A 13,724-nucleotide genomic window follows, 5' to 3' on the forward strand; every position below is an offset into this window, starting at 1 on the left:
ATGAAAAGAGTCCTTGTTTGAAAACAAGGGCTTTTTTCATAATGTTCTCTATACAGAAGGAAAAGATTGGATAATGGTCGAAAAATATAATATAACTTCCGAGAAATGACTAAAATAATACTATTTTGTCGAGAGAAAGGATACGAAATATGAAAGAAATGCTACAGTTATTTCGCAACAAAGTGTATGCACGATTTTTTCTAGCGAATATTTTAGAACGACTCGGTTCTATGATTGCTGGAATTTCTTTAATGTTTTACTTGTTAGATCAATACGGAAAACAACCAGTTTACGCAACAATGACGCAAATTATGATTGCGTTACCTGCATTAATCTTTTTTCTATTAGTAGGGACAGTAGTGGATCGTTTTGATAGACAACGTATTTGTACGATAAGTAATATATGTTGTTCGCTCTGTAATATTGGAATCCTAATTTCGCTTTATTACGGGATGATTATACTTGTCTTTATATTTTTGTTTTTGGAAAATGCATGTATACAATTTTTCTCTCCATCAGAACAGTCGATGATACAGGGAGTGGTTGAATCAGACCAATACGGTGCAGCAGCGGGTATGAATCAAATGGTAAATAGTTTGTATGCTTTGTTTGGTGTAGGAATTGCAACGATGGTGTACTGGACTTTTGGAATTTACGGGAGCATTTTAGTAAATACGCTCACTTTTATTATGAGTGGTATTTTGATTCAAACGATCTCCATTCCAGAAAAAGTTCGTTTACCAAATGGGAGAACAAAATGGAAAGAAGTTAATTTGAAGATGTTAATAACAGAGTTTAAAGAAGGGATCAAGTATATATACCAAAATGAAACTTTAAAAAAATTACTTTTAGGATTTATCGTGTTTGGTTTATTAAATGGTATTTTAAGCGTATCTACTACTTACATATTAAAATACAAATTGGCACCAGCAACGTATGAAAGTTTAGCAATGGTGGGCGGTGTAGTTGGAGGGATTTCATTATTAATTGGAAGTATAGTAGCAACGAGTATAGGTAAGAAATATGCTCCTAAACCTATTATTGTATTTGGTATGGCAGGTTCAGGGATCTTCTTCGGTATGTGTTACTTTGTAAATCACGTATGGTCTTTTTATGTATGTATCGCTTTTGCGACTTTCTTTTTACCGTTTATTAATGTTGCAATATCGGGCTGGATGTATGAAATTGTAGAAGAGTCATTCATGGGGCGTGTACAAAGCTTGCTTAGTCCATTAACGACAGGATTCCAGCTTTTATCTCTCGGTGCGATAGCGATGTTATTCCCAAAATGGATTCTTGCAGATACATTGTATATTATTTTATTTGGTTTATTATTGTTTGTTACATGTTTATATCAAGCTATTTTACCAAGTGGGCAAAAGCAAGTACATACAGTAGCTAAAGAGATGTGATATATTTAGTTTTTTATTTCTGAATATTCTATCGTGTGGTAAGGGGAAATTGTTATGTTGATGCGAATGGTTAAGTGGTGTGGGATTACTTGTTTACAACTAGTAGCTGCAATTTTATGTATAATCTGCCTAGGAGCGCTACCACGTTTATTTAAGGGATTACAAATTGATTTAATCGGTTTTTGGAATACGATTGTATTTCTTGGAGGGAAGTTACTTCAACCGGGTGAAATTACATATGGATTTCGGGATTCAAGAAAATTATTTCCGCAAATATGGATTCATTATATTGAAACGATGATTGTATTTCTTTCAGCTTTTTTACTCTCTTTGCTTATAGCGTATATACTTGTCATTTGGGTATTACAACGTTCTCATATGAAACAGAAAATGTGGAACGGGATTTTTCTTACGCTTGAGAGTATACCAGATATATTACTTATTTTATTATCGCAACTTCTTGTCGTAATTATGTTTCAAAAAACAGGAGTTATGCCGATCAAACTGGCTGGATTAGGGGAAGAAAGGATACGTTTGTTACCAATTATATGTCTTACAATACCAACAACATTATTGTTTATTAAACTGTTGTTATTACGGTTTAAAGAAGAATTAGAGAAAGATTATAGTTTATTTGCTAAAAGTAAAGGGCTTAGTTTAAGACATATTTTAACACATCATATTTCAAGAAATGTTTTGTTAACAACGATCTATTATGCAAAAACAAATATTTTATTTATGTTATCAAATTTATATATTATTGAATGGATATTTAATACGTACGGTATGTTTGTTTTTGTAAAAGAAAATTCGAAATTAGAAATATTTACAGTGAGTCTAGTAATATTATACGTACCGCTTTTTATACTATTTCGTTTATTACATACGTTCTTACAAAATGTTATAAAGGAGCGTGTGTAACATGTGGCAAGTTGTAAAAAGAGATGTGAGATTTTGGATAGGTATTACTTTTTTGAGTGTACTAATGATTGTTAGTATTGGATATACGTTGTTTTTTGATGGGAATATTCGTGAACTTACGATGATGTATAACGAAAAAGGGGAACTAGAGGCAGCTCCATTTGCACCATCAAGTAAATTTTGGTTTGGAAGTGATGTGAAAGGTCGTGACCTTGTTCAATTAATAATAGAAGGTGCAAAATGGACAGTTGGTGCAAGTATAATTATAGCGATTTTACGAGTTATAGTTGGAGGGGGAATTGGTTTACTTCTTGGTATGTATGGTAAACGCTCTTTTCCAGTTATTTCATCCTTTTTTGATCCTTTTAGTATTGTACCGATGGTTATGATTTCTTATTTTATGTTAAATGAAGTATTAACGTTTGATAGTGGAGCAGAAGTTGTGCCGTTATATTTGCGTGTGGCATTTCAAATTATAGTTCTTGTATGTCTCGCTGTACCAACAGTGATGTTGTATGTAGCGCAAGAAGTAAAACGTATTAAGAAAGAAGAATTTATGTTGGCAGCCACTGTGCTCGGCGGTAGTAAGTGGCAGAGGTTGAAGCGCCATATATGGCCTCATATGTTACCACCATTTCTTTTATTAGTAGCACAACAATTTGTAAGTACGTTATTACTTCTTTTACATCTTGGTTTGTTACAATTATTTTTTGGCGGAACAATAACCTTCAGTGGAATGGATCCAGATAGTGTAACAAAAGAATGGACTGGCCTAATTGGTCAAAACTTCCGCCATTTAACTACACATACATGGATTGTACTTATACCGATTGCTTTTTATAGTATGACAATTCTCGCAGGAAATCTAGTTAGTAATAGTATGCAAGATGCGATTAAGTTAGGAAATACGAGAAGGCCAGAGCGGAAAGGTAGAGAAGTGCAAGCAGAGAAACAAGTACAACCAACTACGAATGACTTTTCTTTTTATAGAGAGATACAAAAATAAAAAGATAGCTGAAAGCAACTTGTTTTCAGCTATCTTTTTCTGTTTATAGTGGTGGTAAATCAATCTTACCTTCTTCAAATAATTCTTTTATCATATGCTTCGTATAACCAGCAGCTTGACCAAATGTGATTTTTGCTGGCATTGGTGCTTCGTTAGCATCTACAACTACATCGATAATACATGGTTTGTTTTGTTTTACTGCGTTTTCAAAAGCTGGGAGTAATTCATCTATATGTTCAACGCGGTATCCGATACCTCCACACGCCTCTGCATATTTTGCAAAATCAGGGTTTGTTAAGTCTGTTTCGAATTCGATATTACCCATGACTTCTTGCTCGAATTTAATCATCGCAATTTTATTATTGTTTAATACGACGACAACAATTGGTAGTTTATATTTAACAGCTGTTACGAAGTCGTTCATTGTCATTCCAAAACCACCGTCACCACAAACTGCAAATACTTGTTTATCCGGGAATGCAATTTTTCCAGCAAGAGCACCAGGTAAACCGCAGCCAAGAGTTGCGAGCCAGCTAGAAATGATAAATTGTTGATTTGTCATACGGAAGTGCCTTGCTGTCCATACTGTTACATTTCCGACATCGACTGATAGAATTGCGTCATCATGTGCTACTTGCTGCAGAGCATGCATAACGCGTTGTGGTTTAATTGGAATGGAAGAGTCTTCTTCTTGATCGTGTAATTTTTCTTCCCACTTTTTCATCATGTCTTGGTAATGTTCTAAGAAGGAATGGTCTGTGTGTTCTTCAACATTTTCAATTAACCATCGTAAAGTTTTTTCAGCATCACCAGCTAAACCAATATCTGTCGCATAACGTTTCCCAATTTGGGCAGGATCTGTATCGATATGAATTGTCTTAGCTTTTTCAGGTAAGAAACCAGTGAACGGATAAGAAGTACCAACCATAATTAAAGTATCTGCATGCTTCATTGCTTCATAAGAAGGTTTCGTTCCGATTAATCCTAATCCACCAATACAAAGAGGGTGTTCATCCGGAATAACGCCTTTAGCTGGTAATGTAAGTACGATTGGAGCACCAATATGTTCTGCAAATGCAAGTAAAGATTCTCTCGCATGTTTTGCTCCTTTACCAGCTAAAATAACAGGTTTTGTCGCTGTATTTATTGCGAGTTTTGCTGCATCTAAATCTTCTTTTTGTGGAAACAACTCAGGCAAAGTAAAAGAAGTATTTGTAATACGAGCACCATTTTTTACTTCGAATTTCGGGACATCATCTGGAATTGTAAGAACGGATACACCTTTTTTCGTATAAGCCATTCGAATTGCTTGATTCACTACGGCAGGTAGTTGCTCTGCTGACATAATACGCTGGTTATAAACCGCGACATCATCAAACATTCTTTCTAAATTTACTTCTTGGAAAAAATCCGTTCCGAGTAAATCGGTTTCTACTTGACCTGAAATTGCTAGAACAGGGGCTTTATCGAGTTTCGCATCATATAAACCATTTAATAAATGAATAGCACCAGGTCCTGCAATTGCCATACAAACGCCAAGTTTTCCTGTTAATTTCGCATAGGCAGCCGCTGCTAATGCACCAGCTTCTTCGTGGCGAACTTGAATGAATTTAATTTTATCTTGTTTTTTTCTTAAAGCTTCAATGATAGAATTGATGGAATCTCCAGGCATACCGTATATGTGTTCTACGCCCCAGTCAATTAATAAATCAACTAATGCTTCACCGGCTGTTTTTCCAAACATAATTGTTCCTCCTTATAATCAGGTAGATACTATTATGTTTTGGAGAAAAAGGAAAAATATACAAATGATAATATTATTATCTTTAATGATGACCAGCGAATAGTGTAAATACTGTTATTAGTAAAAATCCACTAGATGCCCATGTTAAAAATGAAAGGAAAGAGAGCTGCTTCTTTGCTTTCCAAAGCATTTCATGAATTGTGACATAGCCAAGTGAACCGATAGCACTTCCCATAATGAGTCCTTGTAAATGAAGCGCTTTTCCTTCCATTAAAATTCCAAAAACTGTACCGGTACCGAGAATAAGAGATAGTAATAAAGTTGTTAATAAAAAGGAAATATATTTATGTTTTGTAAATAGAAAGGGGATAATTAATGCTAAGCCTTCAGGAATATGGTGAACGACGATTGCTATTAAAAAAGGTATGGCAGAGTCAGCATGATTAATAAAAGCAGTACCCAAAGCAAATCCACTCGGCAAATTATGAATAAATATAGCGAAAGAGAGAAAAAGGAAAGTTTGCCATGCTTGTTGATCTTTTGTATGTATCATTGGATGGTGACAATAGTTATCTAATAAGCTCATAATTAAAATACCGATAGCCATACCAAGTATAGGTCCAATCATTTCATAACTTGAAAATGTTTCAGGAATAATTTCAAGTAGTAAGAGTCCAAGTAAAATTCCGCCACATAATGCATATAAACGATGCATTTTTTCTTCAATTAGCTGGCGCGTAGCAATGCCAACAGCACCGCCTAATAATAAGCCACCAAATGAAAAAAATGTAACTATCATAGGAATCCATAATCGTTCCATCGTATCACACTCCGATTCTTCCACCTTATTTTTAGCTTACGAAAAGGAAAGTTAGATTAGTCCAAGTAATTGTGTTTGATTATAGAGAAAAAACTAATAATTCGTTATAATTTATATATTAAATTTAAGTGTAAATATGAAATGAGGAATAATTTTGCAAACAAAATGGAGTTTATCTGAATACGAAAATCCAAAACGATATGATATAGAAAATAAAAGTTTATCAGATTTTCCGTTTTTACTATCATGGGCACAAAAACTACATATACAAAATGAATGGATTCTAGATCTTGCCTGTGGTACAGGAAGGGTTACAATTCCATTTATAGAAAATGGATATCAAATGATTGGTGTAGATATACATGAAGGCATGCTTGCTGAAGCAAAGATAAAAACTACGGATTGTAAGAAGGTAAAATGGTTACAACAAGACTGCTTACAATTGAACATTGAAGATACCATTTCGCTAGCATTTATGGTGGGGCATGGATTCCAGCATTTCCTTACAAATATTCATCAAAATCAATTATTAACATCTATTCATCATGTGTTAGCTGAGAATGGTATATTCATATTCGATACACGTTTCCCTTCAAAAGAAGAATTAATACAACCATCTATAGAAGAATATTGGACAACTGTTAATGATGAAAAGGGAAGAAAATGTGATTTATATACTGAAATGACATACGATTCAATTCAACAAATACAGCACTACATAACAACAAGAAGGTTTTATGAGGGGGATACTCTAGTAGAGGAAATAAAAACAACGATAGATCTTCGTTATACGTACCCGCAGGAGTTAGAAAGATTATTAGTAGCGAATGGTTTTGAATTATTACATATATATAATGATTGGGAAGGCAATGAGTTGGGAGAAGATTGCTATTCTATGGTAGTAGTCTGCCGGAAGAAAAGTTTGTAGGGGAACTGAGCAATGAACCATATCGCTTAGATTTAAAAATAGGTGATAAAATTTCATTTGGGATTGAAAATATATGTGATACGGAATATGACGATCCATCTTCAAAAGATTGGGATTTTTATTTTGATACGAAGGTAATTGTTAGTAATGATGTACTTGAAAAAAGAGAATTTAACTTTATGCTTAAAGAGGATTCAAGAGAAAAAGGTGACTCTGGTTGGTCAATACTGAGTGGTTATGAAAGTGATGACTATGTCAATAATCCTAAAAACTTTCAAATTATTTCAATTGGAGTCATTTTGAATATAGATGATTCTATTTTAAAATTTCTTGAGGAACCACCTTTATGTGCATATGAAAGAAATGATGAAGGTAGATTCTATAAAATTGAAGACTACGATTGGGATGCATATTTAAATGGATAGAAAAAGTTATTACGTTTTAAAGAAAGCAATATAATTTCACCCTATGTGCTTGATAAAGGTTCTACAGATAATAATTCAAGAGAGTAATAGTAAATGGAGGAACAAATGATGCAACAAATTAAAAAAATAGGAAACTCATTTTGGTATATGACACCAGTTTCTGAAACAGATAGACCTATATTAGGAATGGTCATTGGAAAAGAAAAAACGTTAATGATCGATGCAGGGAATTCAGAGGAACATGCACAATTATTTTTAGAAATGTTAAAAGAAAAAAATGTATCGAATCCTGATTTTGTAGCACTAACGCATTGGCATTGGGATCATATTTTTGGATTATCTGTATTACAGAATGCATTAACTATTTCACACGCTGAAACGAAAAAAGAAATGCAGGCAATAGTATCTTATGAATGGACAGATGAAGCGTTGGACGCACGCGTAAAAGAGGGTACGGAAATTGCATTTTGTGCGGATTGCATCAAAAAAGAGTTTGAAGAAAAAGCGAGAAATATTAAAATTATTCTTCCAACCTTAACGTTCCAGGATCAAATTGAATTAGACCTTGGTGAGGTGACCTGCGTGTTAAAACATGTGGGCGGAGATCATGCACATGATTCAGTTGTTATGTACATAAAAGAAGAAAAGATATTGTTTTTAGGAGACTGTATATATGCAGATATTTTTTCTTCGAAGTGGAACTATACGACGAAAAGAACGTTTGCATTAATAGATGAATTAGAAAAATTTGATGCTGAGACATATATTCTCTCTCATGGGGAAGCGATAAATCGAGAGGAGTTTTTACAAGAGATTCGTATGTTAAAAACAGTAGGAACTTATACTGAAATACATAAAGGCGATGAAGGGAAGATAAAGGAAGCGTATAAACGAGACATAGATAGAGAATTAAATGAAGATGAATTAGAAACAATAACGTTTTTTGTAAATGGTTATGAAATGAATAATCAATAAGACACGACATGAATCCAATATAATTAAATTGCACAAAAAGAGTATTGAAATTTAATTCAATACTCTTTTCAATACTTAAATATGTAGTTTCAACCAAATTCTAAATGGGGAATCATTGTCTGGAGGGGTGTCATTCTATGTGTTTTTCGTATAGATAGTGGTTCAAGTAGAAGCCTTCTTTGCTAATTCAGTTATATAGTTGAAAAATCCATTGTGGTTTACATTATATACTACATTTACAGGTCGCCCACCATCAAATTCCACTGTACGCCCCTGGCTTGGTCCGTATGTATGAACGATACTATTAATCGTTTGAGTTTTTGCGAGGTTAGTGTTTCCGACAAGCGCAGTTGTTAGTACATCCCACAAGTAGTAAGTAGAGTTCGTTGAAAAGTGAACGAGGGGAGGAACCATCGCATAGCATTGGCCAAGGAAATCTACACCAATATAATTTCGTTCTTTTGCCCAACGTTCACGTATGTCTATAGTTAATGGAACTTGGTTTGTACTTTCTAGTGTCACTAAGTCGATTTCAATTTTTGATTCCCATACACGAGCCACTGCTTCAGGGTCCCAAAATGAATTCCACTCAGCTGTTCCGTCATGCTCTGGTTCATGTACATTGCCTGCGGTAAGAAATGTACCACCCATCCAAACGAGACGTTCAATTTTATCTTCGACTATGGGAGCTTCATATAATGCACGAGCAAGGTCAGTTAGGGGTCCCGTAAATAATAAAGTTGTTTTTCCTTCCGTTTGTAGAAGCGTTTCTATTAAGTGATGATGTGCAGACTTTGCTGCTACAGGTGTTATAACTTTTCCAGCCTCATTTAAAATTGGTAAAGCATCTACATAAAATGCATGCATCCGCCAGTCTTTTGGAAATGGATTTTTCGCACGGGAATTTGATGCGGCTACTTCAATATATTCTTTGCTGAAGCGATCAATAATTTTGCGACTTGCAGATATTGCTGGTTCCAAATAGCAATCAGCAGGGATAACTGAAACACCTGTAAGTTTGACATTATCCATCTGAAGTAATAAAAATAGTGAAATTAAATCATCTACACCACCATCATGATTGAAGTACACTTTTTTCATCATTGTAATCTCCATCCTATTTGATTTAGTTAGAAATTAAACATGCATTGAGGAAAAGTCATCAATAATTTCGACTACTTCAATTTCGCCATTAATGAGTAGCTCAGGGAGTTCGTTATTCACATTTCCTTTCCAATATTCTCTAGCTTGTTCCATTTTTTGAGAAAAAGGAATAGCATCTTCTTTCGGTAAAAGATTCCCGTCACCTTCAAAAGAACTTCCGATTACTCGTAGTTTAACAATCTGCAAAACTTCTCGATTGTAAGAATCAAATAATGCTTTCCATTTTAAAGCATCTTCATAGCTTTTAGCAGCATATAAACAAGACAATCTTGATGGATAATCAGGATATTCTTGCAGCCTAACCATTTCCACAATCGTTTCTCTAATGGCTCTAATTGTTTGATCCATGTAATTCATAACGACTGTAGCATTTTCATTCTTTATATGTAATTCTTCATTTGTATAATGTTCTTTTAAAATTTGTATAGAATCTTTACCATTAGAATTTAAATGTTTTCTTTCAAAAAAGAAGTGGAATAGCGTATTAGTTTGATTTTTATTAAATTGAATGCTTTGTCCAATCTTCATTTTTTTCCTTGTTACGATATGATATACGAAAAATCCTTGTTCATTCATGGTTCTCCTCCTAGTAGTAATGTTTCAATTTAGTAATTCAACATTGAAATATATAAAACCTTTATAAGTAAAAGTGAGAATTTGAGTTGAAAGCAAAGAAAATATATGAAAACGTTTTAAATTTGTTCACAAAATGTTCACTTACGAAGAGGTTTCCAATATCGATATAATGACAAAGACTCAAAGAGAAAGGATGATGAATTTTGCCAACAACAAGAAAGGAAAACCTCCAATTTGGTATGATGATGTGCCTTGGGATGGTTATCGTAATGACGTTTTACAATTTACTAACGAATGGATCAGGAGGGCCAATTCATATTAAGGAGATTGCATTAGAACTACTAATTGGATTTATTATTGCGCTATTAATTGAAATATGTATCGTTGGACCTTGTGCGAAAAAAATTGTATTCATGCTACCGTTTGATAAATCGAAGAAAATAAATATTATAGTTGCGATGGCGACAGCAATGGTAATCGGAATGGTGTTCTTTATGTCATTTTTCGGAATGGCTATGATGCATTTACATGGTGGGCTACAAGGGGATTCATTTGTTTCAATATATTTTACAATTTTTATTAAAAATTTCATTATGGCTTATCCATTACAATTAATTATTATGGGGCCACTTGTGCGTTTCTTATTTGCAAAGTTTATTTTGAAGAATAAAGCTGTAAAAGTAGCGTAAATAAATTTGTATTATCTAATTATAAAAATTATATAATGTTAAATGTGGTCTATTGAAAGATTGTAGCATGCATAATGAAGATAATCTAAATCATACGTTTAGTTAGGTGAAAACATTATGAAAATTAAGAAGGTATTATGAGTCAAAAAAATATAAGTAGAGCTATGTGTGAAAAAGAGATTTTAAAGTAAAACAGTGACATATAAAAAGAGGGGTGCAAATGCAACCCTCTTTTTACATTCTATAAGCTTTACCGTGTCAAAGAATATGGTATATGTAAGAGTCTTGATAGGTTTATTGCTTGGATTGAACCAACTTAAAAAAGGATTGTACGTTTTGTGGGCTTGAAAAATTATCAAAGACAATAAAATCGTCTCCATGGTTCATGGTTATTTTTTTGATAAAGGGAATTGCAGACATCTCTAATACAACCCCATCCGTATGACTGAAATCTTCTATTTCAGTATATTTGAATTCCCATTTTAGTCCTTTTCCAAACATAGCATCAGAACAGAACAATAATCTTTTATTTGTAGCAGCTAAAATGCCAGATCTACTGATATAACCAAAATTTATTACGCAGTAGAGTGTAGAAAGAATATCTTCTTCACTGTTTAAGTGTTCTTTTATTGTTCCTAGATTCGCCTTCATGAGCAGGCCCCCTTATTATTGTAAGTAAAGTGTTGTTAAATTTATTTTATCATATATTAACATTTCGAAATTTGTATTATTGAATTTTAGTTGAGGGATGAAAAGGGAAAGAGAATTCTTTTTAGTTTCTAGTACAATAAAGTAAGGAGAATATGAATAGAAATTAAAATATTACTAAATATACGTAACTAATGAATACAATGTCTTTTTCAGTTATTAAGTTGTAAATCATTTTATGATAAAATCTTTTACATAATTTAATAAAGGGGTAGTATTCAATGGGTTATTTCTCAAATGGTTTATTAGTTTTGTTTGTGCTAATCGTATGCAGTTGTATATTTTTTGGTTGATAATATAATGAGAGTCTTACATAAAAGAAGTTATCTCAAGTGAGATAACTTCTTTTTATTTTATGTTGAGAAGGAATTCTATCTTTCTTATTGAAGTTTGTTCTAGTTATTTTCACGTCAATCGCAATTTTCATAAGGGGAATTTTATGAAACATTAACAAACTATAGAATAGGGAGTATTTACATGAAAAATAGTATACACTATACAAGTGAACATCCTACAAAATTTAATGAATTATTAGCTTTATATGAATCTTTAGGATGGAATTCTCTTAAATTAACAGTGAATGAATTAGAACAAATGTGTAAACAAAGTTGGTATGCAATATACGCATTTAAAGAGCAACAATTAATTGGTATGGGGCGTGTTATATCAGATGGTGTAATAACAGGTGTTATTTGCGGTGTATGTGTAATGCCGGAGTATCAGTATATTGGTATTGGAAAAGACATAGTGAAACGATTAATCCATCACTGCGAACAAAACAAGGTTATTCCGCAACTTATGTGTGTGGGAAAATTGCAATCTTATTATGAATCTATAGGGTTTGAAGCATTCTCTATTGGGATGACAAAACATATTATGAGATAGCGGTGCTTTATATTTTCAGTTTACTCGTACATATTTTCAAACTTCAGTTATAAAGGAGAATTGCTGTATGGAGATTGCTAAAGGGGTAGAAATGTTACAACTTAAATTTCAAGAATTTATCATTCACCCAATTCTTTTATGGAATGATGAAATGGCAGTTTTAATAGATACTGGTTTTCCTGGACAATTCGAAGATATACAAGTAGAGATGGAGAGAGTTGGGGTATCTGTTGATAAGCTAAAAGTTGTGATTTTGACACACCAGGATATAGATCATATAGGTAGCCTTCCTGATGTATTTGAGAATGGTGTAAGCGATATTAAAGTATATGCGCACGAGTTAGATAAGCCATATATTGAGGGAGATTTACCTTTATTGAAAGATGTACATGTAGAGAATCCACCAAAAGGAAAAGTGAGTGACACTGTGATTGACGGGCAAGAACTTCCGTATTGCGGTGGAATACGAATTCTCCATACTCCAGGGCATACTCCGGGGCATATTAGTTTATATTTGAAACGAAGCAAAATTCTTGTCGCTGGAGACTCGATGTATAGTGTGAATGGAGTGTTAGGAGGAGTTCATGCTCCAACAACTTTAAATATTATGGAAGCACGGCAGTCTTTGAAGAAGTATTTAAATCTAGATATTGAATCTGTAGTTTGTTACCACGGGGGATTAAGTAAGGGGAATATAAAGATTCAACTTCAAAATTTGTAAAAAATGATAAAAAAGCATGTTTGAAGAAATACAAACATGCTTTTTTATTAAAGGAAACCCATGTAATTTTAACGTCCTAATCCGTTCCAATAAAAAGAAACGATTTCTTGTGCTAATTCATCTATATTTGTAAGAATAGGATTGTCATTTTCATCTTTAAAATTCCCAATTGATAATAAAGATACGAATGCATGAGCGGCAAATTTAGGGTTTCCTTTTTGGATTTCTCCAAATTGCATCGCTTTAGCGAGTGCTTTTTCTAACACTTCATACATGCTATCTTCAGCTTTTTTTAATTCTTTCAATTGTTCTTCAGATAACGACAGTTTTGCATCTTTCATAAAATTTTTCATATCGATATCCATTGTGGCATGTAAGTAAACTTTAGCAAAGTTTAATAATCTCTCTTCTAAAGTATTGTTTGTAGAGAGTATTTGCGACATATTCTCACGTATACGTACCATCATTTGAATCATAGTAGCGGTAAATAAATCTGCTTTTGTTGAATAGTAATAGTAGACGGTTGCTTTCGTAACACCACAAACTTTTGCTACTTCCTCCATAGAAACGACTTGATAATTTTGAGTAAGAAATAACCGAGTTGCAACTTCTAAAATGGTTTCTTTTGTAGATTTTGTATTTTTATTTTGACGAGGCCTTCCAAGAGGGCGTTGTTTTTGTTCCAAATCCATTCGCTCCTGACATGTATTGTTTAGATAATTATAACATAATTTTTATTCATTCTTGATT

Annotated in this window: 14 protein-coding genes and 1 pseudogene; 9 read left to right on the forward strand and 6 right to left on the reverse strand. The window is 33.2% G+C overall.

Features of this window, described 5'->3' with window-relative positions; all coding sequences use genetic code 11:
- Positions 1-140: 140 nt before the first annotated feature.
- The 3 genes from PDQ40_RS04680 to PDQ40_RS04690 are packed head-to-tail and all read left to right on the forward strand — an operon-like array spanning position 141 to position 3,339.
- The gene (locus PDQ40_RS04680) at positions 141-1,412 is read left to right on the forward strand and encodes an MFS transporter (RefSeq protein WP_255254330.1); all 1,272 of its coding nucleotides are present in this window, start codon (positions 141-143) and stop codon (positions 1,410-1,412) included.
- 54 nt (positions 1,413-1,466) lie between these two features.
- A complete protein-coding gene (locus tag PDQ40_RS04685; protein WP_000929038.1) occupies positions 1,467-2,333 on the forward strand; it encodes an ABC transporter permease subunit in 867 nt (288 codons plus the stop codon).
- A 1-nt stretch (position 2,334) separates the two neighbouring features.
- The gene (locus PDQ40_RS04690) at positions 2,335-3,339 is read left to right on the forward strand and encodes an ABC transporter permease subunit (RefSeq protein ID WP_000267884.1); all 1,005 of its coding nucleotides are present in this window, start codon (positions 2,335-2,337) and stop codon (positions 3,337-3,339) included.
- A gap of 43 nt (positions 3,340-3,382) precedes the next feature.
- Here the strand turns inward: PDQ40_RS04690 and PDQ40_RS04695 are convergent, their stop codons facing one another.
- The gene (locus PDQ40_RS04695; protein ID WP_076868065.1) at positions 3,383-5,083 is read right to left on the reverse strand and encodes a pyruvate oxidase; all 1,701 of its coding nucleotides are present in this window, start codon (positions 5,081-5,083) and stop codon (positions 3,383-3,385) included.
- Between the two features lie 82 nt (positions 5,084-5,165).
- On the reverse strand, positions 5,166-5,903 hold the full coding sequence (locus PDQ40_RS04700) for a ZIP family metal transporter (RefSeq protein ID WP_000440593.1): 738 nt from the start codon (positions 5,901-5,903) through the stop codon (positions 5,166-5,168).
- Positions 5,904-6,057: 154 nt separating this feature from the next.
- Here PDQ40_RS04700 and PDQ40_RS04705 point away from each other — a divergent pair, with 154 nt between their 5' ends.
- The 3 genes and pseudogenes from PDQ40_RS04705 (at position 6,058) to PDQ40_RS04715 (ending at position 8,231) form a co-directional block, all read left to right on the forward strand.
- On the forward strand, positions 6,058-6,831 hold the full coding sequence (locus tag PDQ40_RS04705; protein ID WP_270691254.1) for a class I SAM-dependent methyltransferase: 774 nt from the start codon (positions 6,058-6,060) through the stop codon (positions 6,829-6,831).
- A pseudogene (locus PDQ40_RS04710) lies at positions 6,816-7,256 on the forward strand (immunity protein Imm33 domain-containing protein); the annotation flags it as partial. The gene PDQ40_RS04705 and the pseudogene PDQ40_RS04710, both read left to right, overlap by 16 nt.
- A gap of 108 nt (positions 7,257-7,364) precedes the next feature.
- Positions 7,365-8,231, forward strand: coding sequence for an MBL fold metallo-hydrolase (locus PDQ40_RS04715; protein ID WP_001184077.1), 867 nt, complete (start codon positions 7,365-7,367; stop codon positions 8,229-8,231).
- A gap of 162 nt (positions 8,232-8,393) precedes the next feature.
- Here PDQ40_RS04715 and PDQ40_RS04720 read toward each other — a convergent pair whose 3' ends face one another.
- Both PDQ40_RS04720 and PDQ40_RS04725 read right to left on the reverse strand, forming a co-directional pair.
- The gene (locus PDQ40_RS04720) at positions 8,394-9,335 is read right to left on the reverse strand and encodes a nucleoside hydrolase (protein WP_270691255.1); all 942 of its coding nucleotides are present in this window, start codon (positions 9,333-9,335) and stop codon (positions 8,394-8,396) included.
- A gap of 33 nt (positions 9,336-9,368) precedes the next feature.
- Positions 9,369-9,971 (reverse strand): DUF2441 domain-containing protein, encoded by a 603-nt coding sequence (locus tag PDQ40_RS04725; protein WP_001005240.1) that lies wholly within the window; start codon positions 9,969-9,971, stop codon positions 9,369-9,371.
- A gap of 203 nt (positions 9,972-10,174) precedes the next feature.
- Here PDQ40_RS04725 and PDQ40_RS04730 point away from each other — a divergent pair, with 203 nt between their 5' ends.
- Positions 10,175-10,660, forward strand: coding sequence for a DUF2798 domain-containing protein (locus PDQ40_RS04730; RefSeq protein ID WP_270691256.1), 486 nt, complete (start codon positions 10,175-10,177; stop codon positions 10,658-10,660).
- Between the two features lie 294 nt (positions 10,661-10,954).
- Here the strand turns inward: PDQ40_RS04730 and PDQ40_RS04735 are convergent, their stop codons facing one another.
- Positions 10,955-11,311 carry a PH domain-containing protein gene (locus PDQ40_RS04735; protein WP_000646618.1) on the reverse strand — a complete coding sequence of 119 codons (357 nt, stop codon included), beginning with the start codon at positions 11,309-11,311 and terminating at the stop codon, positions 10,955-10,957.
- A gap of 534 nt (positions 11,312-11,845) precedes the next feature.
- Here PDQ40_RS04735 and PDQ40_RS04740 point away from each other — a divergent pair.
- Both PDQ40_RS04740 and PDQ40_RS04745 read left to right on the forward strand, forming a co-directional pair.
- Complete coding sequence (locus tag PDQ40_RS04740; RefSeq protein ID WP_000797951.1) at positions 11,846-12,253, forward strand: GNAT family N-acetyltransferase; 408 nt, start codon at positions 11,846-11,848, stop codon at positions 12,251-12,253.
- A 67-nt stretch (positions 12,254-12,320) separates the two neighbouring features.
- Positions 12,321-12,974: an MBL fold metallo-hydrolase gene (locus PDQ40_RS04745; protein ID WP_000401513.1), complete on the forward strand. Its 654-nt coding sequence runs from the start codon at positions 12,321-12,323 to the stop codon at positions 12,972-12,974.
- A gap of 68 nt (positions 12,975-13,042) precedes the next feature.
- Here the strand turns inward: PDQ40_RS04745 and PDQ40_RS04750 are convergent, their stop codons facing one another.
- Positions 13,043-13,660 carry a TetR/AcrR family transcriptional regulator gene (locus PDQ40_RS04750; protein ID WP_000436042.1) on the reverse strand — a complete coding sequence of 206 codons (618 nt, stop codon included), beginning with the start codon at positions 13,658-13,660 and terminating at the stop codon, positions 13,043-13,045.
- Positions 13,661-13,724 lie beyond the last annotated feature (64 nt).

Source organism: Bacillus cereus group sp. Bc061 (genome assembly GCF_027715825.1).
Lineage (GTDB): Bacteria > Bacillota > Bacilli > Bacillales > Bacillaceae_G > Bacillus_A > Bacillus_A paranthracis.